This window comes from Sporosarcina psychrophila (assembly GCF_001590685.1).
GTDB lineage: Bacteria > Bacillota > Bacilli > Bacillales_A > Planococcaceae > Sporosarcina > Sporosarcina psychrophila.
In genome coordinates, this window is record NZ_CP014616.1 from 4,590,001 (window position 1) to 4,615,934 (window position 25,934).

The following is a 25,934-nucleotide window of genomic DNA, read 5'->3' on the forward strand; positions in this document are numbered from 1 at the left end:
CAGCACTTACACTAACCGCCACTTGTTCGCGTTCCATCATTACATCGGCAAAGCCGTTCATTAGGTTAATTAAGTCAGCAGCTGTTTCCATTGTATTAATCATTCAATTCGCATCTTGAGGTGTTTCTACATTGCCGTTCCCGATTATAGGAATCGACACCGCTTCTTTCATTTGACGGATGATATCCCTGTTTGCTTTAGCATTTTCATTCGCCCTCTTGCAATAAATTATTGACCCCATTAACCTTCCTCCAAAGTATGACACCCGTGTCTACCATTGGATTGCCCATTAAAGGAGCAATTTCAAGAAGTGGAATAAGAACGAAGGCCCGCTCATGCATTCTTGGGTGCGGTACAACCAAGCTCTCTGTTTCAATACTGTCGTTATTATACAGCAAAATATCAAGGTCTGCAGTCCGCGGACCCCATCTTATATCACGAATCCGACCAAGCCCGTGTTCAATTTTTTGACAAACGCCCAGAAGTTCCTGCGCCGCCAAGTCCGTTTCCGCGCATACCACCATATTGAGAAAATCCGCTTGATCTGTAAAGCCGACGGGCGCTGTTTCGTAAATCGACGATACCGAAGTAACTGTTAGACCTTCGTGTGAATGAAGTGCCCGCACCGCCTCTGTCAGATGAAGTAACCTATCACCGATGTTCGAACCAATCGAGAGGTAAGCTACGTTCACTGGAAGTGCCCCCTTGTGATATCAACGGACACCGATGCATAATGACCTGGAATCGGCGGATCTGGTTTCACAAGCACGACACGAACACCAGTCACTTTATCCACAAATTCGGCTAATACAGCAGTTGCAATTTTTTCAGCAACCGTTTCAATCAATTTTACGGGTTCGCCTTCAACAATCGATTGACACACACTGTATACTTCCGCATAATTCACTGTTTTATCCAGATTATCCGTTTTTCCAGCCTCAGAAAGATTCGTAGCAAGAGAGACCGTCACACGGAAACGTTGGCCAAGCTTCGTTTCTTCAGGCAACGCCCCATGATAACCATAAAACTCTAATTCATTTAAATGAATATAATCCATAGCGCACCCTCCTATTATTCAAAATCTGTTTTCCCCGTCAGTACATCCATCATTTTCGCCATTCGCGCGATTTCCTTCACGTCATGAACCCGCATAATATGGCAGCCGTGTTCGATTCCATAACATACCGTTGCACCTGTACCTTCCAACCGTTCCTCGACCGGCAATCCAAGTACGTTGCCGATTAGCGACTTCCGCGAAGTTCCAAGAAGAACCGGGTAGCCCATTTCAGAAATTCGATCTAGTCCTTGCATCGTCCATATGTTTTGAATTGCATTTCGCGCGAAGCCGATGCCCGGATCGAGCCAGATATTATCGTGTGCTACACCAGCCGCAATCGCAATATCGACACTTTCTTCCAAGTCAGCGATAACTTCATCCATAAAGTTGCCCTCGTACTCTGCCTGCTCACGATTATGCATCAATATAATCGGCACACCGTGTTTTGCTGCAACGTCCGCGATGTAAGGTTCACGCTTCGCTCCCCATATATCATTTATTATCTGCGCTCCCGCAAGAATCGCTTCTTCCGCGACACCCGCCTTATATGTATCAATCGACACCGTACATCCAAGCTCTCTTGTCAAAGCCTTGATAACTGGAACCGTTCGTTCTAGCTCTTCTTCTAATGAAATCGGGATATGCCCAGGGCGCGTTGATTCCCCACCCACATCGATAATTTTTGCCCCGTCGCGAAGCATCTCTTCCGCGCGCTTAAGCGCCGCATCGATACGACCGTATTTTCCACCATCTGAAAACGAATCCGGTGTCACATTCAAAATACCCATAATTACCGTTTCTTTTTTGAAATCCATTTCCGTCTTACCAAACCGATATTTATCACGTGCACGAGCCAATTCCATCAACAGCAACCTTCTTCCATATCATCTATTGCCTGCATATAAAATGCATGTAGTTTTTTATAATAAATGCCCGTCGCCCCCGGTAGTGAGATTTCCTCAATCATAGATAGCGGCACAATTTCCTGCACGGCATTCGTGACGAATAACTCGTCCGTGTCCTCTACATGTTCCTTACCATAAAATCCTTCATTCACAGGAATTCCCGCAACTTTAGCGCATTTAATAATAAACGCACGTGTCGTCCCCGGCAGAATCCCTGTTTCGATAGCTGGAGTAAATAACGCACCGTCCTTCACCCAAAAAACATTTGACGTAATACCCTCCGCTACAAAACCTTCCTCTGTTACGAAAAGGCCTTCCAACTCTTTCAATGAAGGAAGCTCTAGCCGCCCCCGTACGTTATTAAGAAAGTTATGCGATTTGTGGCGCACAGTGCTCTCCGGTTTATCACGCAGAGTATCTAGCCAGACCGCCTTCTTTTCCGTACCACGAACAGTCGGAGCCAATTCTTTTCTGAATAAGATTACGTTCGGTGATGCGTATGAAGAGGGTGCAAGACCGATATCATGGACACCCGCAGAGACGTTCAACCGAAAATAGCCATCCTGTCCGCCATTTAACTGATCTAATTTACGCACAGCCGCAAGAATTTCGGTTTCATCATAAGGCATCGTAATGCGGTACTCTGTAAGTGCCGTATGCAACCTATCCATATGTTCATCATACAAGAGCACATTGCCGCCGTATGTCCTGAAGGTTTCAAAAAATCCAGCACCATATAGAAATCCATGATCGAACGGGGAGATTTTTAACTCCTCCGCACGCAGGAATTCACCATTCATCCAACACCACATACCGAATCCCCCAATCTCACTTTTCCGCCATCGCCTTTGCTTGCCAAAGCGCTTTTGCCTTATTCAACGATTCTATATACTCCGCTTCTGGTACTGAATCAGCGACAAGACCTGCGCCAGCCTGAATATGCGCAATACCATCCTTGATATATGCCGTTCGGATAACGATATTCAGTTCGAAATCACCGTTAAAGCCGAACCAACCAATAGATCCTGTATATAGCCCTCTGCGCGTCGGCTCAAGTTCTTCAATGATTTCCATCGTCCGGAGTTTTGGTGAGCCGGTAATTGACCCCCCCGGGAACACGCCTTTAACGATTTCTGCATTCGAAATACCTTCTGCCGCAGTTCCACGAACGTTCGATACAAGGTGCATAACGTGAGAATATTTCTCCACAACCATGAATTCATCCGTTTCCACCGTTTCCGGTGCACAAACCCGTTCAAAGTCTTCCCGTTCCAGATCTACGAGCATAATATGTTCGCCAGTCTCTTTTTCATTCGACAATAATTCCGCTTGAAGCGCAGCATCTTCGTTTTCATCTTTCCCTCTCGGCCGTGTTCCACCGATTGGTCGTGTACTTATTTCATCCCCACGCTTTTTCAATAACAGTTCCGGTGAACCAGATACGACAGCAAATTCCGGCGAACCTATTGAGGCCATATAAGGTGACGGATTGAATGAACGAAGTGCTTCATACATATCTAGCGGATGTGCTGACAAAGGTTTTGATTGTCTCACTGAAAGATTAACTTGAGTAACATCTCCACTAGCAATATAAGTCTGCACGTCTCGGACCATTTGTTCAAACTGCGCTCCAGTTACAGATACAGCAAGATCATCTTCACCTAATACTACTTCCGCTGCTTTACTCGGCGTGAAGACTTGCTTGCTTAGTCCTTCCGAAACCGCAGTCATCCATTCAGCTTCCAACTCTGCTGGTTCCAATCCACAATTCGGAAGTGTCATGAAATAAGCCATTTCAGTCTTAACGTCAAGCACTACCCAGCGGTCAAATATATAAAAGAACAAATCAGGTGTATCGAGATCATCTATCGTATCGACTGGGATATTTTCATAAGTACGGACATAATCGTAACTGATGAATCCTGCCGCACCGCCTTGGAAGTCTGGCAGTTCAGGAATAGACTCCATTTCATAGGATTGAACAAAATCATTTAGCAATTCAAGCGGATTTCCTTCTCTTACTTCCTCCGTACCATCACGCCAGATAAGTTGTAATTTGTTGCCATCCAACGTCCGTAACGTAACGAGCGGGTTAATTCCGGCCATGCATAACGCACCGCCGCGTCCACTTTCAAGAAGGATATGACTTTCATGCTCGTGTGCCAACTCTTTATAAGCATAGAAGAGCTGTTCTTTCGTCATTGCTGATGTCGTATAAACGATCTTTTGTTTGTTCATCCCAGTTTCCTCCCGATAACAATTAGTATCTTCATCTTACCGCGTGAAAGTCGTTTTACGCTATAAAAAGAAAAGCAGATGATATCTTTTCATTTGAGGGGCGACCATATCCCACCACAGACCGATCATAATAAACAAATTTAAACAACAAAAAAGAAAGAGCATCTCAGCCCTTCCCCCTCCTACACTATTACTCTTCGTCAAATTGATATAGCGGAGTACTCAAATAGCGCTCACCGTTGGACGGAAGAATCGCAACGACTTTCTTCCCTTTACCAAGCTTCTTCGCCACTTGTAGAGCTGCAAAGATTGCCGCTCCGGATGAAACACCACCAAGAATACCTTCTTCGCGTGCTGCACGTCTTGCTGTGTCATACGCTTCGTCGTTCGTTACTTGGACGATTTCATCATAGATATCAGTATCGAGCACTTTTGGAATGAATCCAGCACCGATTCCTTGAATTTTATGTGGACCCGGCTTTCCACCTGATAGTACAGGCGAGTCCGTCGGTTCAACAGCAATGATACTTACTTCAGGAAAACGTTCTTTTAAGACGCTACCCACACCCGTAATCGTGCCACCCGTTCCAATTCCAGAAACGAACGCATCCACACGGTCTAGTGCATCTGCGATTTCAGGGCCTGTCGTTAAACGGTGAATTTCGGGATTTGCTTCATTGTTGAACTGTTGCGGCATGAACCAACCATTTTCCTTTGAAAGTTCTTCCGCTTTTCCGATAGCGCCTTTCATTCCTTCAGCACCCGGCGTTAACACAAGATCCGCGCCATAAGCACGAAGTAGATTGCGCCGCTCTGTACTCATCGTATCCGGCATAACCAAAACAGACTTATACCCTTTTGCCGCAGCAATCATCGCAAGGCCTATTCCCGTGTTACCACTTGTTGGTTCAATAATTGTACTGCCCTCTTTTAAATCTCCGGACTTTTCAGCCGCTTCAATCATCGCAAGCGCAATACGATCTTTAACACTAGATCCTGGATTCATATATTCTAGTTTCAAATAAACATCCGCATCATCTGCGCCTGTCATTCTGTTCATTTTAACAAGGGGTGTTTTCCCAACAAGATCCGCAATAGAGTTTCCAACTAGCGTCATTTATACCCTCTCCAATTCCTACTATTTTGATATGTCTTATAATATTAATATTACTACCATTATGTGAACATTGTCAACAATTGAATGCTCACTATATGTGTTCTTTGCCCAATGCTTTCAGACTGAATCTAAAGAAGGCAGCCCGAAGTCTAAACACTGATTTATGTAGAAAAAATTATACTTTCTTCCCTTTTAAGAAAAGCTGTCCGGAAATACCAATTTATATCGGTTTCCAAACAGCTTTCTATTATTTACCGTAAAACCATTTTGCGTCAAATTCTTTCCAAAACGCTTCCGGACTAACAGTTTGCGGAAGCTGCTCAAGTGCAATTTCACGCTTGATATGATCTTTTACTTCTTTAAATTTAAACGACTGCCCTTTCACCACTTCACTTACATGAGTAACCGCATATGTACCATCACTCAAAGCAATAACTCCACTCGTCATTCCTTCATTCGCATCGGCTACAGTCTCTACGATTGCCTTGTCTATTGAATCAGTCGAATCGTTGATATAGCCTATATCTCCACCCAGACTAGCCGAAGCCAAATCCGTCGATCGCTCTTTTGCGAGAACGTCAAAGCTTGAACCTTTTGAAAGCTCTTCAATTGTCTGCTCTGCATCAGCTTTCGTTGGAACAACAATAATAGCGGTTCTGTAAGCAGTTAAAATATTGTAAAGTGCAGTATTTTCATCATACTGTTTCTTTACCGCATTATCTTTAACAACGATATCTTTCGTTAATACCTTTTCAAGGATGAGGTTAGAACGGATTTTCTTCCGCATTCCTTCCTCATCTTGACCAGAATGAGAGCGACCGTCCACGGAACGAATAAGCGCAATTTCGAGATCAATTTCCTTATCCGATACATCAATCCCGTATTGTTCTGCAGCTACCGCCATCACTTTTTCATTCACAAGGTCAAGAAGAGTTTCACGTCCAACTTCCTTTTCCATTGCCGACATCCATTGTTCTCTCGTAATAGGCTTACCAGCTACCGAAGCAACTTCTTCATCTGTCTGCTTAGGTTTGTCCGGTATAAGCCACCCAACAAGCCAGAAGATATTGAAGGCTAAAAGGATTCCAATTAACAGAATGAGCGGTTTCGTCTTCAGTTTTCGTTTCTGTAAACTTGTTGTCCCTTCAGGCTTCCGATTGTATTTCATCGATAAAACCTTCCAAAACTTCTTTCGGATACACGTATGTTTCCATACAGAAGTGACAATGTGCTTCCGCTTGTCCGTCCTCTTCAATCATGTCTCGAATTTCGCGCTCCCCAAGACCGATGATCGCATTTCCAAAACGTTCCCTCGAGCAATTACATGCGAATGAAACATCCATCCGGTCAAGAATTTCCACGTTCGCCGCACCCAGAACTTCACCAAGAATCTCCTCAGGAGTGAGGCCGCGGGCAATCAACGTTGAAATTGGTTCAACGTTGGCAATACGCTCTTCCAATGCCACAATTGTTTCTTCCGTTGCGCCAGGCATAACTTGGACAATGAAGCCACCGGCAGCTTTCACTGTATTGTCCGGGTTAACCAGCACACCAAGACCCACTGCTGAAGGTACCTGCTCCGAAACGACAAAGTACTCCGTAAAATCTTCAGCGATCTCACCCGATACAATCGGAACTTGCCCCGTAAAGAAATCACGAAGCCCTAGATCTTTGACGACCGACAACATACCGTCCGTTCCAACTGCACGCCTTACGTCAAGTTTACCCTGTTCATTTAAATCAAAATGCGTTTGCGGATTAGATGCATAACCCCGAACCTCGCCATGCGCGTTTGCATCAATGACCATCGAACCGATTGGTCCATTGCCATCAACCTTTATTGTCAGTTTATCATCACCCTTTGACATCGCACCCATCATGACTGCCGCTGTCATTGAACGTCCTAATGCTGCCGTTGCAGTTGGCCACATCAAATGACGACGTTGCACTTCTGATACTGTTTCGGTCGAGCGAGCTGCGTATGCCCGGATTGTCCCGTCGAACGCAAGCGCTCTTACTAAATAATCATTCATTTCTTATCTGCTCCTTTTACATGTTTCGTTCATAAATTAGATGAAGCCCTTTTAGCGTCAAGAAGTTGTCAACGACATCAATCACAGTCGTTTCACTTGCGATCAAACCAGCAAGCCCTCCCGTAGCGATGACGGTCGGTTCTTCCTTACTTTGTGCTTTCATGCGGGCAACAATACCATCAACTTGCCCAACATAACCGTAAACAATCCCAGCTTGCATAGCAGCTACCGTACTTTTCCCTACAACTTGGTCCGGTTTTGCCAGTTCGATTCTTGGCAATTTAGATGCCCTGTCGAACAAAGCCTCCATGGAAATTCCGATACCTGGTGCAATTGCTCCACCCATGTATTCGCCTTTTTCATTCACATAACAATAGGTTGTTGCTGTTCCAAAATCAACGATGATCAGCGGACTTCCATATTCATGAACAGCCGCAACGGCATTGACAATCCGATCTGCACCAACTTCGCGTGGGTTTTCATACTTGATATTCAATCCGGTTTTGAGACCAGGGCCAACAATAAGCGGTTTTTGGTTGAAATACTTCCTGCACATCTGCTCCAGAGGAAACATGACTGGCGGGACTACTGATGAAATGATAATGCCGGTTACATCGTCAAAAGAGAGTCCAACGTGTAAAAATAAAGATTTCACTTGCATCGCATATTCATCTTCTGTCTTATGTCTATAAGTTTCCATGCGCCAATGATGTTTAAGCTGTCCTTGTTCATAGACGCCAAGGACAATATTCGTATTTCCTGTATCTAGCACTAATAGCATAATGGTTTCCTCGCTAACTTCGTCATTTTCCAACACATCATACCACATATCCGGGTATAGAAAAAAGCTGACTGCTTCAAAAGAAACAGTCAGCTCTTATTAGGTGTTCAGTCTTTGCGTTCTTCGTTAATTGATTTAAGAGCTTCGTCCACTTTATACTCTTTCGGTAAATCACCGATAGCTGGGTCCGTAGGCGCTCCAGTTGCATCAGAAATGACTGTGTCATCTCCTTCTTTCGAAATATCCACACTCTTTACTGCTTCATCTTTATTGTCCAAGCCATAACGACCATATGGACGATCCGGCAATGTGCCGTGATCTTTCAGATGATTAATTTGCTCTGCATCGAGTGTTTCCACTTCAAGAAGTGTCGTTGCAATCAGATCAAGCAACTCGCGTTTACTCGAAAGAATTTCTTTCGTACGCGCATATTGTTCTTTAATGATACGTTGCATTTCTTGGTCGATTTCATACGCAATCGCTTCAGAATAGTTCTGTTCAGAGTTGAAGTCGCGTCCCAGGAATACTTGCCCTTGAGCCTGACCGAACTGCATTGGTCCAAGTTTATCACTCATTCCGTATTCAGTTACCATCGAACGAGCGAGACCAGTTGCACGCTGGAAGTCATTGTGAGCTCCAGTTGAAACTTCGCCAAGAACGTTTTCCTCTGCAACACGACCACCGAGAAGTCCTGCGATTTTATCGAGAAGTTCAGGTTTCGTCATGAAGTAACGATCCTCTTTCGGAAGCATGACGGCATAACCGCCCGCCTGTCCGCGAGGGACGATTGTTACTTTATGAACGATTTCAGCGTCATCGAGCATTAGCCCTACAACTACGTGACCCGCTTCATGGAACGCTACAATATCGCGTTCTTTTTTCGAAATGACGCGACTCGTCTTCGCAGGTCCCGCAATAACACGGTCCGTTGCTTCGTCGATGTCTGACATATCGATTTTCGTTTTATCGCGTCTTGCAGCAACAAGTGCTGCCTCGTTCAATAAGTTTTCAAGATCTGCACCCGAGAATCCAGGTGTACGTTGTGCAAGTGCCTTCAAGTTGACAGTGTCGTCAAGCGGCTTGTTGCGCGCATGAACTTGAAGAACTGCTTCTCTTCCTTTTACATCCGGACGACCAACTGTAATCTGACGGTCAAAACGTCCTGGGCGCAGAAGTGCAGGGTCAAGAATATCAGGGCGGTTTGTTGCCGCAACAATGATAACCCCTTCGTTCTCACCGAAACCATCCATTTCAACAAGGAGTTGGTTCAATGTTTGTTCGCGTTCATCGTGTCCACCGCCGAGGCCTGCGCCACGTTGACGACCGACCGCATCGATTTCATCGATGAAAATAATACATGGTGCGTTCTTTTTAGCGTTTTCGAAAAGGTCACGTACACGTGATGCCCCAACTCCAACGAACATTTCAACGAAATCAGAACCTGAGATTGAGAAGAACGGTACACCCGCTTCACCCGCAACCGCACGCGCTAACAATGTTTTACCCGTACCAGGAGGTCCAACTAACAAGATCCCTCTCGGAATACGCGCGCCAACTTCAACGAATTTACGTGAATCTTTCAGGAAGTCAACAACTTCCACAAGTTCAGCTTTTTCTTCGTCAGCACCAGCAACATCCGTGAAACGAACTTTTTTACGGTCATCCGTATGAAGCTTCGCCTTACTCTTACCGAAGTTCATAACACGGCCACCGCCGCCTCCTCCGCCTTGCGCCTGATTTAACAGGAAGAAGAACAAGATGAAGATGATGATGAACGGTAGAAGACCCGTGAAGAAGGATACCCACGCGCTTGCAACAGGAGTCGGCAAGATGTCGATTTCCGTTTGAGTTTGCGTAGCAAGTGCACGGATATCTTCCTGCGTCTTGGTATCGTTCATAATATTCGTGACGAACTCTTCGCCTTCTTTATAGCCTTTCATTGTGCCCTTCACATTAAGGACAAGTTGAACTGGCTGTAAACTTACTGTTGTTACTTTTCCATCTTCCAACGCAGTAATAAATTCGTCATACCGAATCTCTTTCTGTTTCGGGTTTGTATTGTTTAGTGAACTAAATATCCCCATGATTGCAAGAAATATCAGTCCGTATAATAGAAAGTATCGAAGTATTCGATTCATCCCAAGCCTCCTCATTTCATTAGACAGAAAACTAGTGTAAATCTTATCACAGGTCTGATTCATCCTACAAAGGAAATGCCTTGACGGAAAAGCGCAAGCGCCTCTTATCATCAAAGTAGAATTCCACGACCCTTAAAAGATTTTCCTGCAATTGTTTAGAAAGAATAGATTTCCTTTTTCAGTACACCAATATAAGGTAAGTTTCTGTATTTCTCCATATAATCAAGGCCGTAGCCTACAACAAACGCATCCGGTACGTCGAAACCAACGTAATCTGCTTTTAAGTCTACTTTTCGGCCAGTTGGCTTATCAAGGAGAGTAACAATTTTAATAGAATTCGCTTTTCGGTATTTCATCAGTTCGACAAGGTAACTTAATGTTTTCCCGCTATCGATAATATCTTCAATAATGAGTACATCGCGTCCTTCAACACTTGTGTTCAAATCTTTGACGATTTTAACTTCCCCTGATGACACTGTTGCATTTCCGTAACTTGAAACATCCATGAAATCGAGTTCGATATAAGCATCGATACGCTTAATGAGGTCACTCATGAAAGGTAATCCACCTTTGAGCACACCAATCGCTAGTACATACTTGTCTTGGTATTCTTCTGTCAATACCGCACCAAGTTCACGGATTTTCTCTTGAATCTGTTCTTCTGTAATTAGTACCTCTTCGATATCTTTCCCCAACATCGAAATTCCTCCTCTTTCATACAGATCATTATAACTTTCTTGTACTAACTATGTACTTACTTTGATCTGTCTTGTGTCGTGAAAATATCACTCCGTACCGCACTCCTGGAACTGCACAAATTTCACCTTGCGCTGTAATGATTACCGGCAATCGGTCGCGTTCTGTCATGCCAACCTTTTCGTCGATAAACAACCTGGATAAACGTTTCGGGTGTGTCATCCCCGACAACAAGATTCGATCCCCATCCTCTCTTCTCCTGATAGACAAGGGAAGTGCAGAGTGAGGCAAGTCAAAATACATGATGTCATCAGTATCCATGAATAACTCCGTATCGAGATTACTCACTTCATTCCAATAAAGCTGAAAATCATTTCCCCAACGGGTCCAAACGCCTTTCGGCAACACTTTTTGCAACTCCACTTCTTCAATTGATGTATCACGAACGAACGTCAGCACGCCGTATTCCCGAATGAATCGGTAACCGCGTGGAAGGTGAATGGATACATTCCCGTCTTGCGAAGATAGATGGTGTAACAGTTGACTTATAAGCGCGGAATTATATTTTACGGGCATAATTTCCCCATTGTAAAGATACCTCAATAGTAGTGTAATTATCCGCCTTTGTAAAGTTTGGTGCATGCGGGAAAAAGCATTTCCGTCAACGACAGGCAGGCCCGCTTCTGTGAACTTAGTAATTTCATCAAAACGTTCCTGCGCCAGCATTTCAAGCAATTCTTCATCTTCCTGTAGATAACCAGACATTCTCACTGCATTTTCAGCAGCTCCCGGGTTTTCGTCCAGAATAAACGGAACGATTTTGTGACGGTAACGATTACGCAGATAGGCATCACTTTCATTACTTGGATCTTCTCGAAAATGTAATTCATGCTCTCCAACATATGAATAGAGGTTCGCTTTCATAGCCGGAAGGAAAGGTCGAATAAGAATTCCACCTTCAACTTCACGCTTCACCGACATCCCCAATGGCTGACTGCCTTTCGTTACTTGCATCAAGACCGTTTCCAACTGATCTTCTGCGTGATGTGCCGTTGCTAAAACATCATAACCGTGCTTTGTCATGATCTCCTCGAAAAATGCATACCGTCCATTTCGGCAGACAGCTTGCACATTGCCACCGTCTTTCTCGATAATAGCCGGAACCGGGACACTTCCGCCAAAAAAAGGAATCCCATACACTTCACACAGCCTTGCCACAAATGTGCCGTCTGCCGCGGACTCTTCTCCGCGCAAATTATGATCGACGTGAATTGCGGCAACTTCAATCTCCATGCTGTCTTGATTTGAAGCCATGAAATGTAAAAGCGCTACCGAATCTACTCCACCCGAACAGGCGATTAAAATACGGTCCCCCGGAGCGATGAGTGACCATTCCTTGATAAAACGGAATATCGTCTGTTTAAATTTATCCATTGCTCCGCTCCCTCCTCTTTTCTAATTTATTCTTACTCGAATTTTACCATAGAATATCTAAAGGAGGGGACTCACTTACTTACATATTCATCCGATGACCCTTTCCCGGGAAATAGTTTGTGAATAGGGTGTGAAACTTGACCACTTCGGCAGAACATGATCGATTTTCATAACTAACACAGTACGATCGTCTCCAATCACACCAAACTTCCGCTCCATTTCATGCATAATACGGTCTGCAATTTTGTCACATTCGAATCCTCCATATTTTTCAAGCGTACTGTACAACGACCTCTCTTGCTTCTCAAGCGGGATATCCCCATTAAAAATCCCGTCCGTTAACATAAGTATAATGTCTCCTGACTTCAACTCTTCTTTTTTTGCCTCCACAGAAAAGGATGGAAGAAAACCGACGGGGACCGATTTGCTATCAAGTCTTAAAAAGTCGTCACCGCGTTTAATATATGTGCTCATCGATCCGGCCTTCCAAGACCAAATGCGACCATCTTGCAAATCTACGAGGGCCAGATCAAGCGTAGCGTACATATCATCAAGCCCATTCAATGACATCATATAATGCAACGTATGCATGGCTGTTTCAGGATCCATTTTCCGGTCCAAACATTCTCGCATTAAACGAATTACCTTTCGACTCTCACGATATGCATTTAAATCCTGGCCCATTCCATCCGACAACAAAACCGCCGTCAACCCTTCATGAATTGGGAACACTTCATATGCATCACCTGCGTGAAATGTTTCGCCGCCTGCTGTTGCCGCGATGCCATAATCAAGGGTAAAACGAACTGCCGAACCAAACGTTAGTTGTATATGTGGAAAAGGGTCCTGTAAAACGGCAGATTTGGCGACCCGGAAAGGCTCATCGTACATTTCTTCAAGAATCGGCAGTATAAACCTTTCCGCAACTGTCGTATCCGTTTCAAAATCAGATCTTTTCTCAGGAATACAGCAGATGATGCGACGCGCACCCCTCTCTCCTGGTAAAACATCAATCTGGAAGTACTCAATACCTTTCTCTTGGAGCCGTTTTGCCAAGTCTTCCTCGGCAGGCTTATAAACAGTCAAGTCTTCTTTTACTTCATTCATAATTTTGTCCAGATGGGTGCTCATATCACGCAACTGGAGGGCAAGCATTTTTCGTCCATGCTGAAGTTGTCCCGTCAATAAACGACTGGCAGCTTGTTCCTCAAGTTCCGTAACTAATCCATTGAATCGGACGCACTTATATTTAATCTTTTCCTCAACACGATGACGCTTAGCTTTTTTCGTCATAGAATAGGTCATTTCCCACTCACTAAGAAGCCCGCCCATATCATTATCTGCACCTTCCCAGCACTTGGCATAACGGAAACAAGACTGGCAAGTTTTTGGAATAACCTGCTGAGGTAATACATCTGCATTATCGCGGGGGGAAGATCGGTCGCCAACAAGCGTCGACATAAATTCAGAGAACTTTTTGAAATCAGCTAGTTGATCATCGAGCCGCTCTGCTAACCATTTTTGTTGTTTGTCAGTAGTCTCTGTATTCTCCGGATAAAAAATGCGTTTAATCGACTCTAGTTTTTTCGAAGGGATCAGTAAAAAAATAATCGTCGCGGTTGCGAGTGTTATAAAGTGTGAAGTATCAAGAGGCAAGGTCAGATCATACATAAGGAAAAATCCCGATACAGAGGCCCCTCCTAACACGATGCCAATTTTCCCGAAACGGCGGAGTGTGCCTGCAAAAAATCCGGTCATACCATACACCGCCATCATTCCAGTGAAGGACAATTCTGCTACCCCCACAATAGCAGCGATGATCATTGCAATTGTTGTTGAAAATGGAAGCCCTCCCACAAGCGCCGCAAGCAAGATTGTCAGATGAATGAGTGTACCTGAAACCGAAACAGGACCTAGCATAAGTCCACTCATTCCAGTTGTAGCCAGCGCACCGACAAGGCAAGCCGCTCCAAGTCGTTCAGGTGTCCATTTACCAAAGAAGATTCGATCTGCGGCAGGAAAAGCAACAAAGAGGAAAAAAGTCATGAACAAAGCAAGAACTGCTTCAAAGCCAATATATAATTGAACATTTACTGGTGGTTGCCCGATATGCATAATGAACTGCCACAACACTTGAACAATGATAATACATCCTGCTACTGTTAGCGGTACTGATTTTCGCATGATCGGATATTTAATAACCGCATTAAATAACGCGAGCATCAATAGATGGATAACAGCCTGTCCAAGACCAAGGAATGCACTTCCAAACATCCCACCAATGAACACCCATATGAGATGCTTTCTGAAGCGAGCCCGTGCAAGTGCCCACACTGGCAAGAAAAAAGGAACCGCTGCATCGAACAATACGGCTTGCGACAAGAAAAAAGATCCAAACAAGAATAGAGTCGCAACTAAAATGTGCATTTTTCGTTTTCCAATCATCTCGACATACATACCAATTGGATGGCCCACTGGACGTGCTAAATGATCAATTAGTTTCATTCCTCATTCCCCCTATGTCTGCTATGCCTTGAGTATACATAGGCAGATGGAAAGAAATTGTCTGTTCATGACAACAAGAAAACAAAATGTTTCGACTCATTCCGAACTGTTTTTTCTTTTTTCCTAAGACGGGTTGACACTGCATTGATTCACTTGTATTATAAGTATTGTTGTTCTGATCAAGCGGAAACAAGTGCTAACTAGAATATACGAAGGCGGCGTAGCTCAGCTGGCTAGAGCGTACGGTTCATACCCGTGAGGTCGGGGGTTCGATCCCCTCTGCCGCCATTTATGAAATGCAGATACAACCGTCCAGGAGCTGGACAATAAATTACTAAAAAGGCAGTTCCTACATCGTGAATTCACGATGTAGGAACTGCCTTTTTTTGCAATGAAAAAATGCGCGATTGTTTGGGGAGCTGTGACGGTTTATGTGATTTCCCGTGATAGTTTCGTCATTTACCATGACAGTTCAGACGATTGCCGTCACAGTTTCACCATTTACCATGACAATTCGCGATTGCCATCACAATTTCGCCATTTGACATGACAATTCAGACAAATGCCGTTACAGTTTCACCGTTTGCCATGACAATTCGCGATTGCCATCACAGTTTCGCCATTTGACATGACAGTTCAGACGATTGCCATTACAGTTTCGTCATTTGCCATGACAGTTCACGATTTCCGTTACAGTTTCACCATTTAACATTACAATTCTCCGCACAAAAAAGCAGCGAACAAGGGTCATTCCCTTTGTTCACTACTTTTCTTCATACTATTCGTACACTTTTTCATGAATTGAAACAGCTAGCAAGTTACCCTCTGCTTGCGCCACGGCCACCGCGTTTCGATTCTGTCGCTCTTTTCAAAGTAGAGAGACGCTCTTCGCTATCTTTCATGAACTTTGCCATTTTTTGTTCAAAGTTCTCTGGGCGATCCATAGCAGGACGGCCACCACCTTGACGCGGACGTTGCGGGCGCTGAGGACGTTCTGGACGCTGTTCAGATTCAGGTTTCGCTTTTCTAATCGACAACCCAATTTTACCATCTGCACCGACGTTCATCACTTTCACTTCAACCATGTCACCGACTTTAAAATGATCGTTGATGTCCTTGACATAATTGTCCGCCACTTCACTGATATGGACCAGGCCTGTTGAGCCATTCGGTAGCTCAACAAACGCCCCGAAGTTTGTGATTCCTGTTACTTTACCCTCTAGCTTGCTGCCTACTTCAATTGACATAAAAAAAATGCTCCTCCTTAAAATTTAAGCGGGCCCCGCGCTGGGAGCCTTGCAACCGTATTAATGAGCCCTGCAAATTGCAGGATCCTTACTTCCATTATAGCCAATAAAAAAAGAGTGTCAATAAGACTACTCTTTTCCTTTGTCTTGTTCATCTGTTTTTTTATTGTTTTCGGGTATTGAAAAAATGATTTCGCTCTTTTCAGACAAGAAATATTCCTTGCGTGCAAGCTTTGCGATATAGTCATCATCATTCAATTTCACAAGTTGTCTTTTTAGCATTTCTTGTTCTTCCTGTACCCCTTCAAGCTGGGCCAGCACCTCGACTTTTTGCAACTCTTTCGCTGCCAACGTCTGTTTCTGGTTGATGAACATATTCGTCAGACCACCTAGAATAACGGCTGCCACAATAGCAAACACAGCCAGTCTACGGTATAAACGGACTTTCCGCGCATTCTTCCTAGTCTCTTTCTTTTGAAGTGAGCGGACATATTCAGTTTGAATCGATGCGACCCTTTCGGACGATTTCCTCTGCTGTTTCTGTTCCACGTCCTGCACTTCCCCTCTTCACACACTACAATTTGTTAGTCCATAAATTATATATCATTTCACCCTTCTTTTAAAGAGTTTTCCGGAAATGATACGGAATATTTTAACAAATGGTGTAAAGAGGACTGCAAAGACTTTCACTATAAAACGAATGACTAGACTGATAATAGATACAATCAGACGCACGAGGAACAAGAGCGGCCTTATTAACAACACCAACAAGATCCTCCCGAAAAACCGGAACGGCTTATAAAAAATAGTTACGTATAGCAACATTCCACTAATCTGTGCAACTGGATCATATATCCGCCACGCCCCATCCCTGACCAGATAAAGGATGTAAAACGTCCAACATCCGACGAGTACCCATCCAATGACTTCGAGCCAAACCGCACGCTTTCGAATAATCGATTTCTTCCCGGCGTGCGCGGTACTTGTTCCAATCATGTCCATGAATGCCCCAGCAACAATGCCCGTCCCAATCATAGCAAGCAGGCTAAGAAATTGAACGGATAGACTCATCCAAACAATTTATGGAGGAAACCTTTTGAACCTGATTCTTCTTCATCGTATTGAATAGTGCCGACCGTTCCTTCTAGCGTTAGAAGCCCTTTATCGACATCGAGATGAACAATGCGCAGTTCCTCTCCCCGGATTTGCAATAATCCTTGCGATGTTCGAACGAGAAATTCTTCCTGATCGAAGCGGTCGATTGATTTTACAGACGTGAGATCCATCCGTTTTCTGTTGCGCATAGTGACGACATGGTCTCCTGATGGAATTGCGTACGTAGGACTATCAGTTTGAAATTGCATTATATGCTTCCCCCTTTGCTTGTACGTTCACAGCTATCTTATGCTAGGACATAAAAAAACATGACAGGAAAATTCCCTGTCATGTTGTTCAGTCTTCATCATCCATGAATTCTGGTTCCACTTTTTCAAGCTTCTCTTCCTTCAAAATCGTGTACATTGAGGCTGCATCGTCTTTTTTCGTCGTCTCTTTCAGCATGTTAATTTTAACCGTTACAATCTTCTGACCGAAACGGATGGCCAATTCATCGCTTTCTTTTACAACCGATGATGCTTTCGCCACTTTCCCATTTATTGTTATACGCCCTTGATCAGCTACTTGTTTTGCGAGTGTTCGTCTTTTAATTAGTCGAGATACTTTCAGGAATTTATCAAGTCTCATCATTATCTTCCCCTTTTTTTGCTAGTTTCCAAAACTCTTCAAGTTCATCAAGTGTATAGTCAGTAAACTTGCCTTGTCCATCTTTCACACTCTTTTCGACAAATGAAAACCGTCTGTTGAACTTTTGATTTGCATGGACCATTGCTTCTTCTGGAGATAACTTGAGGAAGCGTGAAATGTTAACGATTGTGAACAGAACGTCACCTAGCTCGTCCATTTGACTGTATTTCGTACCACTCTCTAGTTCTTTACGGAACTCCAACCATTCTTCATCAAATTTTTCTAAAGCACCGTCAATCGTTGGCCAATCAAACCCAACCTTTGCCGCCTCTTTTTGATAATTAAGTGACGTTAAAAGTGATGAAGAAGGACGTTCTTGACCTTCCAAGAGTGAGTCGGCTTGCGGTTTTTCCTGTTGCTTGATTTCTTGCCAATTTTGCAGAACTTCTTCTGAATTTACCACGCTTTTATCTCCAAAAACATGCGGGTGGCGACGAATCATTTTCGATCCTACCGATTGAAGCACGTCTTCCATGGCAAAATAACCGTCGTCTTCGCCAATTTGAGCATGAAGGAATACTTGTAACAGTACATCACCAAGCTCTTCAATCACTGCGTCGTCATCTTCACTATCAATCGCCTCAAGCAGTTCGTGTGCTTCTTCAAGCAAATACCGCTTCAACGATGCATGCGTCTGTTCACGATCCCATGGGCACCCGCCCGGAGCGCGCAGTGCAGCGATGATTTCCCTGAACGTCGACCAATCTTTCAATCGCGCTTCTCTTTCAACTACAGGCGGTACATAAACGGTAGTCAAATTATTAATTTCAGTGACACGGTCCAGTTCAAATAGCGGAACTGTAATCAATTGCTCGCCCGTAGAACCTGCCGCCGTTACAACCGTCACTGGATGGTCGTAGGCGTATTTCTCCATTAATGACAGTTTCACTTCAGATGCCACGAACGCATCGTACACTTGTCCAATTAAAATATGTTGCTTCATCTGGACATCATCGCGTTTCATATCCGTACCATCGAGTAGTTGAAACCCTTCAATCGGATCGATGCGCAACGCTGCAAAAATCGGGTCAAGAAAACTATCCCCCCCCGCAATTTCCATTTGGATTAAACCTTCGCGTTCTTTCTCGACTAATAATTGGACTGTCCGTTCCGCAACAAGCGGATGTCCTGGTACTACATAGGTCACTGGTTGTTGTACACACATAATGAGCAGCTGTTCTACAATTTCATCATATACATGCTCGAACGAGTCGTGTTTTTCATAAATTTCATCGAAGCTCATTAGAACAATGCCTTCCGCTCTTAATTCAGCGACAGCAGGGTGCTGGTCCGTACGCGCGACAATATATTTCGCTTCTTTCAATTTTCGATATGTCCCTAGCGCCAATTGGTCAAGATCACCCGCGCCGAGACCAATAATTGTTAACTGATGCATACTATTCACCTTTTCTTTTAGTAAGTCGTAATTGCAATGTAGCTAAACGTTTACCGAATGGCAGAAGAAACCATTCCTTCTCTGCCATTATACGTGATTTCATAATGACGAAAAGGAAAACAACCGCTCCCACCGAAACAGATGTTAATGCGATAAGTGTCGCCTCAATCCGACCCGGTAACTGGTCAAATAAAAACCCGTCTGCAATGAGCATCCACGGTAAAACAACCGCAATCATGAGAGTAGTTGCCCCTATCACCCATCCGTAAAAACGTGTTGGTGCAAGGCGAATTGGCCATACTGTTTTAAAGTAAAGCAGTAACCCAAACGTAATTACTGCGAAACCGATATTGCCCGCAATCGCCGCTCCCGTGACATTCCATAGAGGAACCAGAAGTTGATTTGCGAAGATTTTTATAACCAACCCACCGATAAGCAGGAGCGTTGGCACTTTAACTTTCCCCGCACCTTGAAGCATCGCTGTTAACGGTAAAATAAGCGATAACCAGAGAATTTGTAACGAGAAAATAATGAGGGCTACAGAACCATCACGTGTTTCAAACAGCATTTCATTCACATAAGGCAAAACAAGTGCAAGCCCTGCCGCTGCAGCCCAACCGAATAGGAAAGCAGTTCGGAACGTTAGCTGGATAAACGGTAATGCCCCTCGGCCCGCTTTTTTTGCCGAATGATGAGCGATAAGTGGAACAATCGCGAGCGCTAATGTCGAAGCAATTAGAATCCCCATTTGTACGAGCGGTTGCCCACGATCGTAGACACCTTTCATCACCATGGCTGCATCCGCCGCAAAACCATTAGATAGCAGGATATTATAGATTGTAAATGAATCGACCAATTGAAACATCAGGAGAATAAGTGAACTTGCGCTGACCCCTAAACTGACAACAGTCAATTCTTTCACCACTCGCCACGTGTCCACTTTTTCTAATGGTCCTTTGAACGTATTCCGAAAATAGAGTGCAAGTATAATAACGCCAGCACCTTCCCCGACAACTGCCCCCCACATCGCTACCTCACCTGCCACGTAAAGAGAAGCACCTGACCGCACCGCAATCCATGTACCTATGAGAATGACCGTTACACGGAAAGCCTGCTCACCAACGCCTGAAACCGCAACAGGTACCATCCGACCTTCCGATTGAAATGAACCCTTCAAAACCGCTAACGCCGGCATCAGTAAAACAATATACGCGCCAGCCCGCAGGAGAGGTACGAGCTCAACATCGCCCATGGAGCGCGCGAAAAATGGCGCGAAAATAGTTAATAGAGCAAAAAAGGCCACTGATAATAAAAGTAGATAGGTAAATGCCACACGCATCATCGCTTTTGCTTCATCGCGACTCGTACTTCCCGCAAGCAGTTTCGATACCGCCACTGCAAAACCGTACGACGTCCAGACAATAAAAATGCCAATGAACGGATACACTTGCTGATAAATATAAAACCCTTTGTCACCGACAAGGTTTTGGAACGGAACCCGATAGACTGCCCCAAGTAATTTCACAATGATTGCAGAGAGGGTCAGAATCGACGCACCTTTCATAAACGTTTTCATGTCCCATTGTTGCGCCATAATCGTGCCTCTTTCTTTCGTACATAGTACACCCATTATATCATGAACGAATAATGACGATATTCAGGATAACATCGAATATTCTAATTTAAATTAATTAGAGGTTTAATAGTACAACGTTATGGGAAAGACATAGGTATAAGTTTTGTAAACATTTAACTGTTAAATTATATCAAAAAATAAAACTGATAAAAAAGGTAAAATAGGAGGGGACCAAGGATGGTAAAAACAATTCCTAAAAAGCGAGTTCTATCCGTATTAATAAAATTAAAAAGAAATGATATGTACGCGACGGCAAAGCATTTTGGTTTGAGTCATCCGGTTGTCGTTGCACGTAGTCAAGAGCTGGACACCTTATTGAATCGATATCAGGGGATCCGGGCTATACAGTGATCCGACAATTTGTCGTTTTCTAAATACAAATAATCAACTATATAGGTCGAATACAAAATCCCATTGAATTCGCTACGGCGCTCGGGGATGCCTCTCACCCTAAGCCAAGCAGTTTTACTGCCAGTCTTAAGGCTTCGGCTACCCCTTGTAAGGCGCCTTCGCTTAATTTATATAGGTATTCATTTGTTCAGTATATATATAGATAGAGTTAGTTACTGTTGATGATCCTTACTGAATCGCAAGGACTTCCGATTTTCACCTAAACCGCCCTGTTAACTTAAGAAAAGATCTTTTATGGATTTTAAGATGAAATCTTGAACTAACAAAAATAGCAACCAGCCACTCACTCCTAGGCCAATGGAGATAAATAGATGAACGGAATTTTGTAAGGCTACATAAACGACCACTAACAAAAATGCGGTTGCAGGAAATCCCCAAAGTACCCCTAACGCAAACTTACTTAACGTTGCGGCTTGTTCTCCCTGGACATACAGCCATACAATACTGAGTAAGCTGACTAAAGGAAGAGCAGCTATTATCCCCCCATACGAAGGAAATCTTCTTGAAACCTCCGTCACAATCCCAATAACGATTGCCGAAGCAATAATTTTCATTATCACATACATTGTTTTGCTCGCTCACTTAAGATTCTTAGGGCCTGCTCTATCAAATTCTTTTCATCATCATCCAGTTGGTTCAAAACTTGTTCTAATTTGTCTTCATCGAGACTCGTATTTCTATGTAAAACTTCTTTACCTAAATCCGTTATACAAAGAATCACTTTTCTTTCATCAAGAGGATCTCTCCCCTTTACTAAATACCCCTTTTCAATGATTCTTTTAGCATGTTCCGAAGCTGTATTATGAGAAACTCCTATGTGTGAAGAAATTTCATTGATTCCCGTCCCTTCCTGTTTATCTACAAGTTGGAGAATACGGACCATTTGATGAGAGATTTTTTCTTTATGGGGATAATGTAAATGAAAATAAGTATCCGTCCAATATTGATTTAATAGCCTAACTTTACTGTTCACAAATACCACTCCCTTTATATCTCGCAATACGATTATATCGTATTATAAGATATAAAAGGAGAGTTAATGCACTATAGGTGAAAAAGAGGATAAAACCAAAAGTAAACCACCCCTGGGCCTACGCAGCAAGGGTGGTTTACTTTTTCGTGCTGATTATCTTTCAATTGGGAAATTGGATTCCTCTATAATAAAATGACGATGACGAGTCACAGCATACATTGCTGCTATTCCTAACAATATTGCTGAAATTATAAAAGTAATTCGCACATCCCATATTTCGGCAAGTGCGCCAAACAGTAAAGAGGAAACTGCAAATAATAACGACACCAGCGAACTCTCTACAGCATAAATTTTTGGGAGTTCTTCGGGACTGGCTGATTTTTGAAGAAATGTGTTTGCAGCAATTGCTTTTAGTTGTTGAAAAACCCCAATGAGTCCCATAAGGACAAGAGACAGCCAAGCCATTGTCGTTAAACCGAAAAGAAGTGTCAGGATACTGATTCCAAAGGAAAAAGTAATCAAAACATACTTCAAGTTTGTCTCAAATACCGTGGTAAAACGTGAGCATATAATCCCACCGACGACCATTCCCAAAAAGAACGATGTATTAATATATCCCCACCAAGACTCATTCTCACCAAGAATTTCAGCCACGAAGACGTAGAGTATAGAAGCAATCCATACAACATTTGCGACTGCTTCAAATGCGATGATCACATAAAGACTCTTATACAACGGGTTTCTCCAAACGATTTGCCAACCTTCTTTTAGCTCACCGCTTTGACGACCTTCGGAAAATTTCCTGTAAAACTCGGTTGGATCAACAATTTTAGTCATCAGTAAAGTAGCAACCAGATACAATGCCAACGTGATTAAAATGACATCTTGACCGCTGAAAATTGCAACAAGCAGACCGCCAAGTGCCCAGCCCCCTAAATTTACTGTTTCGTAAATGATGGAGAAGAAGCTATTGGCTTTCACAAGTTCATTTTTGGGAACCAAGCGTGGTAACATTGCTTGGCTTGCTGGTGCTGCCCAACCGTCTAAGAATGCAATCGTAAATACGAAACTTACTATAACGAGTATGCTCGACGTTATGTGAAATACTAAGATAAGCGCTAGCAAACACAATAATAATGTCTTACTTACTTGCGAATGAACAAGCAGGGTCTTTAATGGATATCGATTTAACAGTAGCGGGGAAATCATCCCGCTAATAAAACGACCAAACATACTAAGAAATGGTACCAATGCCAATATAAATGGTGACTCTGTCGAAGCATATAAAATTGAAATAAGCCCCACAATATAAAAAATATCACCTAAATTGGCCATTGATTGGCCAATCCAAAGAAAACGGAAAGATGCACTCTTCATTCTTACTACCCCTTTACAATCAAAATTTAATTCTGATTAGTACAGGGTAGTTTTACACTCGACAAATACCTCCTAAAATTTATTGTTTTATAACACAAAATACAAAATGCAAAAAAATCACAAAATGCTACAATATAATAATGTTTATAGAGGTAGTAAGAATGAGTTATATAACTCTATTATACGTCAATTTGATATGTTTGAATACAAATTTTCAGAATACTATTCACAAAATCCATAAAGCTAATGTACCCACAAAGTTTAACTTTCACAGTAGTCAAAGAAAAATGCTATAAATACTTTTTTAGGACTTGCTCTAGTGTAAGTATTGTCGCAAATTCACCATGTAGTGTCGCTAGGCGATATAGTATGTACAGTTTCTGCATCATAATAGGTATCATTTTGATCCATCTTTCCAAAGGCGGCTGTTGCATCTGAGGTATTGTTATTACTTTCACCAATGGGCATAAGTTTAATCTCCCACGTATGGAAGCATTTATTCAGATAAAATGCACCTCGTTCTATATCCTTGGACACGCTGCTACACTGTTGCGGCTCAATAAGGTCATGACCCTCTGCATCATAGTTCCAGTCCCGTGATATCTCAACCCAACTTTGTCCAGCTTCCAAGTCTTTACGAGCTTTTAACGTATAAACTGCTGTGGGATCAGCGCTTTCGTTTTCAAAAACTACATAGCGAACTTCTCTTTCCATTTCATTCTTTGAATCCTCTACAAATTGATCCATAGCTTCCAAGTTCTCTACATCACTTCCTACTTGAATAATGTCAGTTTCATGTGGTGTAAAAATCTCTCCGCTTTTATGTCCCACTTGTACGCTGTTTCCACACGCTACAAGCCACATGCAGATTACAATTATAAATCCAGCCTTTATAATAGGTTTCAATAAAATCATTCTCCATTTCGCATAGTTAGATTCTGTAATTCAAGTTCAGCTTACTTTTACGATGGACAGGCACTATTAATATTTATGTCCCACAACTCCCCGAAGAATATACAAAAAGAAAACTCAATCCAAATAAGGTTAGTTATACAGAAAATTGCTAGAAAGACACACAATATAGATTATAGTTTTGAAAACGGCATATGAACTGAGTGTAGAAGCCTTTAAAGGAGTCGCCGAAGCAGATTTGAAAAGGGAATATTTATTACAAAAAATATAGTATATATGTGGAACTAATGATTCTATATAATCTCCAGCGAAGGCATCCCCGAGCGCCGAGCGTTGTTGAGTGGTTTCTTTATATCAGCATATATAGTTGTTATACGTGTAGGTGGGACACAGCTTCAAGTATTTTCATTCTCAAATTAATCTTCTATTTTAGACGTTCGTTTTGTTCTAAAGTTTCAAATTTTCTTTATATAATCCAATTGAAATCCATTAAGTGTTAGATCCTTTTTCAATTATCTACTTCCTACACAGGTATGTATTTCCCTAACCATCACCCTAAATTTACTTATAGTGGGTAAAATTCATATTTAAAGTATTAATAATGGGTCCCGTCTTGTACACTAATAGATAAAGACGTTAATCGGAAGGGGAGATATGATTGGAGAAAACTGTGAAAAGTGAGTTGTTTTCTTGGATACAATCACTATTATTTGCATCTGCAATTGTTTTTATCTGTTACCAGTTTTTATTTGTACCAACGAAGGTGCAAGGAGAATCCATGTTGCCGACCTTCGAAGATAATAACCGTGTTATTGTGAGTAAAGTGAGCATGATTGACAGATTCGATTTGATTGTTTTTCATGCCCCTAATGCAACAGATAAATACATTAAAAGGGTCATCGGAGTACCCGGAGATCGTATTGAGATGATTGATGACATATTGTACGTTAATGGAAGTGTGTATGATGAGCCCTATGCTAAGCGTATTGATGGCGATCCAATCACGGATCGGATAACTGGAGATTTCACGTTAGCGGAAATTACAGGGCAAGAGGAAGTACCTGAAGGCGCTTTTTTTGTACTTGGCGATCATCGCTTAAAGAGTAATGACAGTCGATATTTCGGATTCATTTCTGAGGATGCTGTCATTGGTGAAGTGAAGCTGCGTATTTATCCATTCACGGAAATCAGTATACCGAAATAAGTATATACTTGAAGGACTCCTTTTTTGGAGAATGATTGATTTTAATGGGTTTTATATATATCAAAATGAAA

Annotated in this window: 25 protein-coding genes, 1 tRNA gene and 3 pseudogenes; 3 read left to right on the forward strand and 26 right to left on the reverse strand. The window is 42.8% G+C overall.

Going from position 1 to position 25,934, the window contains the following annotated elements:
- Positions 1-109 precede the first annotated feature (109 nt).
- From AZE41_RS22965 to AZE41_RS21620, 14 genes and pseudogenes are all read right to left on the reverse strand, one after another.
- Positions 110-199 (reverse strand): annotated as a pseudogene (locus AZE41_RS22965) (tRNA-dihydrouridine synthase); the annotation flags it as partial.
- A 7-nt stretch (positions 200-206) separates the two neighbouring features.
- Positions 207-692: a 2-amino-4-hydroxy-6-hydroxymethyldihydropteridine diphosphokinase gene (gene folK, locus AZE41_RS21560; protein ID WP_067213713.1), complete on the reverse strand. Its 486-nt coding sequence runs from the start codon at positions 690-692 to the stop codon at positions 207-209.
- A complete protein-coding gene (gene folB / locus AZE41_RS21565; RefSeq protein ID WP_067213714.1) occupies positions 689-1,057 on the reverse strand; it encodes a dihydroneopterin aldolase in 369 nt (122 codons plus the stop codon). Before folB ends, folK begins: the two co-directional genes overlap by 4 nt.
- 14 nt (positions 1,058-1,071) lie before the next feature.
- Positions 1,072-1,920, reverse strand: a complete 849-nt coding sequence (folP, locus tag AZE41_RS21570; RefSeq protein WP_067213715.1) for a dihydropteroate synthase — start codon at positions 1,918-1,920, stop codon at positions 1,072-1,074.
- Positions 1,920-2,774, reverse strand: coding sequence for an aminodeoxychorismate lyase (pabC, locus tag AZE41_RS21575; protein ID WP_067213716.1), 855 nt, complete (start codon positions 2,772-2,774; stop codon positions 1,920-1,922). The genes folP and pabC overlap by 1 nt, the downstream gene beginning before the upstream one ends.
- A 16-nt stretch (positions 2,775-2,790) precedes the next feature.
- A complete protein-coding gene (locus tag AZE41_RS21580; protein WP_067213717.1) occupies positions 2,791-4,200 on the reverse strand; it encodes an anthranilate synthase component I family protein in 1,410 nt (469 codons plus the stop codon).
- Between the two features lie 190 nt (positions 4,201-4,390).
- Entirely contained in the window at positions 4,391-5,317 is a 927-nt protein-coding gene (gene cysK / locus AZE41_RS21585; RefSeq protein WP_067213718.1) for a cysteine synthase A, read from the reverse strand.
- A 247-nt stretch (positions 5,318-5,564) separates the two neighbouring features.
- Entirely contained in the window at positions 5,565-6,485 is a 921-nt protein-coding gene (locus AZE41_RS21590; protein ID WP_067213719.1) for a peptidyl-prolyl cis-trans isomerase, read from the reverse strand.
- A complete protein-coding gene (hslO, locus tag AZE41_RS21595; RefSeq protein ID WP_067213720.1) occupies positions 6,463-7,350 on the reverse strand; it encodes an Hsp33 family molecular chaperone HslO in 888 nt (295 codons plus the stop codon). Before hslO ends, AZE41_RS21590 begins: the two co-directional genes overlap by 23 nt.
- 16 nt (positions 7,351-7,366) lie before the next feature.
- On the reverse strand, positions 7,367-8,131 hold the full coding sequence (locus AZE41_RS21600) for a type III pantothenate kinase (RefSeq protein WP_187046247.1): 765 nt from the start codon (positions 8,129-8,131) through the stop codon (positions 7,367-7,369).
- A 107-nt stretch (positions 8,132-8,238) separates the two neighbouring features.
- A complete protein-coding gene (gene ftsH, locus AZE41_RS21605) occupies positions 8,239-10,269 on the reverse strand; it encodes an ATP-dependent zinc metalloprotease FtsH (RefSeq protein ID WP_067213721.1) in 2,031 nt (676 codons plus the stop codon).
- A 155-nt stretch (positions 10,270-10,424) separates the two neighbouring features.
- Positions 10,425-10,967: a hypoxanthine phosphoribosyltransferase gene (gene hpt, locus AZE41_RS21610; protein WP_067213722.1), complete on the reverse strand. Its 543-nt coding sequence runs from the start codon at positions 10,965-10,967 to the stop codon at positions 10,425-10,427.
- 28 nt (positions 10,968-10,995) lie between these two features.
- The gene (gene tilS / locus AZE41_RS21615; RefSeq protein ID WP_067213723.1) at positions 10,996-12,399 is read right to left on the reverse strand and encodes a tRNA lysidine(34) synthetase TilS; all 1,404 of its coding nucleotides are present in this window, start codon (positions 12,397-12,399) and stop codon (positions 10,996-10,998) included.
- Positions 12,400-12,486: 87 nt separating this feature from the next.
- Positions 12,487-14,904: a SpoIIE family protein phosphatase gene (locus AZE41_RS21620; RefSeq protein WP_067213724.1), complete on the reverse strand. Its 2,418-nt coding sequence runs from the start codon at positions 14,902-14,904 to the stop codon at positions 12,487-12,489.
- A gap of 214 nt (positions 14,905-15,118) precedes the next feature.
- Between AZE41_RS21620 and AZE41_RS21625 the strand changes: the two genes are divergently transcribed.
- Positions 15,119-15,192: transfer RNA gene (locus AZE41_RS21625), tRNA-Met, on the forward strand.
- Positions 15,193-15,722: 530 nt separating this feature from the next.
- Here the strand turns inward: AZE41_RS21625 and AZE41_RS21630 are convergent.
- The 7 genes from AZE41_RS21630 to AZE41_RS21660 form a co-directional block, all read right to left on the reverse strand.
- On the reverse strand, positions 15,723-16,151 hold the full coding sequence (locus tag AZE41_RS21630; protein ID WP_067213725.1) for a S1 domain-containing RNA-binding protein: 429 nt from the start codon (positions 16,149-16,151) through the stop codon (positions 15,723-15,725).
- Positions 16,152-16,280: 129 nt separating this feature from the next.
- Positions 16,281-16,700 (reverse strand): FtsB family cell division protein, encoded by a 420-nt coding sequence (locus tag AZE41_RS21635; protein ID WP_067213726.1) that lies wholly within the window; start codon positions 16,698-16,700, stop codon positions 16,281-16,283.
- Positions 16,701-16,754: 54 nt separating this feature from the next.
- The gene (yabQ, locus tag AZE41_RS21640) at positions 16,755-17,222 is read right to left on the reverse strand and encodes a spore cortex biosynthesis protein YabQ (protein WP_067213727.1); all 468 of its coding nucleotides are present in this window, start codon (positions 17,220-17,222) and stop codon (positions 16,755-16,757) included.
- Complete coding sequence (gene yabP, locus AZE41_RS21645) at positions 17,219-17,515, reverse strand: sporulation protein YabP (protein WP_067213728.1); 297 nt, start codon at positions 17,513-17,515, stop codon at positions 17,219-17,221. The genes yabQ and yabP overlap by 4 nt, the downstream gene beginning before the upstream one ends.
- Positions 17,516-17,603: 88 nt before the next feature.
- On the reverse strand, positions 17,604-17,894 hold the full coding sequence (locus AZE41_RS21650) for an RNA-binding S4 domain-containing protein (protein ID WP_067213729.1): 291 nt from the start codon (positions 17,892-17,894) through the stop codon (positions 17,604-17,606).
- Positions 17,884-19,350 carry a bifunctional methyltransferase/pyrophosphohydrolase YabN gene (gene yabN / locus AZE41_RS21655; protein ID WP_067213730.1) on the reverse strand — a complete coding sequence of 489 codons (1,467 nt, stop codon included), beginning with the start codon at positions 19,348-19,350 and terminating at the stop codon, positions 17,884-17,886. The genes AZE41_RS21650 and yabN overlap by 11 nt, the downstream gene beginning before the upstream one ends.
- 1 nt (position 19,351) lies before the next feature.
- Entirely contained in the window at positions 19,352-20,944 is a 1,593-nt protein-coding gene (locus AZE41_RS21660) for a putative polysaccharide biosynthesis protein (RefSeq protein WP_067213731.1), read from the reverse strand.
- Positions 20,945-21,163: 219 nt separating this feature from the next.
- On the opposite strand from AZE41_RS21660, the gene AZE41_RS22445 reads away from it, so the two are divergent.
- The gene (locus tag AZE41_RS22445; protein WP_082786772.1) at positions 21,164-21,337 is read left to right on the forward strand and encodes an aspartyl-phosphate phosphatase Spo0E family protein; all 174 of its coding nucleotides are present in this window, start codon (positions 21,164-21,166) and stop codon (positions 21,335-21,337) included.
- 272 nt (positions 21,338-21,609) lie between these two features.
- Here AZE41_RS22445 and AZE41_RS21665 read toward each other — a convergent pair whose 3' ends face one another.
- The 5 genes and pseudogenes from AZE41_RS21665 to AZE41_RS23595 form a co-directional block, all read right to left on the reverse strand.
- On the reverse strand, positions 21,610-21,963 hold the full coding sequence (locus AZE41_RS21665; RefSeq protein ID WP_067213732.1) for a DUF3147 family protein: 354 nt from the start codon (positions 21,961-21,963) through the stop codon (positions 21,610-21,612).
- The gene (locus AZE41_RS21670; protein WP_067213733.1) at positions 21,954-22,370 is read right to left on the reverse strand and encodes a MarR family winged helix-turn-helix transcriptional regulator; all 417 of its coding nucleotides are present in this window, start codon (positions 22,368-22,370) and stop codon (positions 21,954-21,956) included. The genes AZE41_RS21665 and AZE41_RS21670 overlap by 10 nt, the downstream gene beginning before the upstream one ends.
- 153 nt (positions 22,371-22,523) lie before the next feature.
- The gene (locus AZE41_RS21675; protein ID WP_067213734.1) at positions 22,524-23,747 is read right to left on the reverse strand and encodes an MFS transporter; all 1,224 of its coding nucleotides are present in this window, start codon (positions 23,745-23,747) and stop codon (positions 22,524-22,526) included.
- Positions 23,748-24,037: 290 nt separating this feature from the next.
- A pseudogene (locus AZE41_RS22970) lies at positions 24,038-24,185 on the reverse strand (cysteine hydrolase); the annotation flags it as partial.
- A gap of 99 nt (positions 24,186-24,284) precedes the next feature.
- Positions 24,285-24,662, reverse strand: a pseudogene (locus AZE41_RS23595) (hypothetical protein); the annotation flags it as partial.
- A gap of 655 nt (positions 24,663-25,317) precedes the next feature.
- Between AZE41_RS23595 and lepB the strand changes: the two are divergent.
- Positions 25,318-25,863: a signal peptidase I gene (gene lepB, locus AZE41_RS21685; protein WP_067213736.1), complete on the forward strand. Its 546-nt coding sequence runs from the start codon at positions 25,318-25,320 to the stop codon at positions 25,861-25,863.
- Positions 25,864-25,934 lie beyond the last annotated feature (71 nt).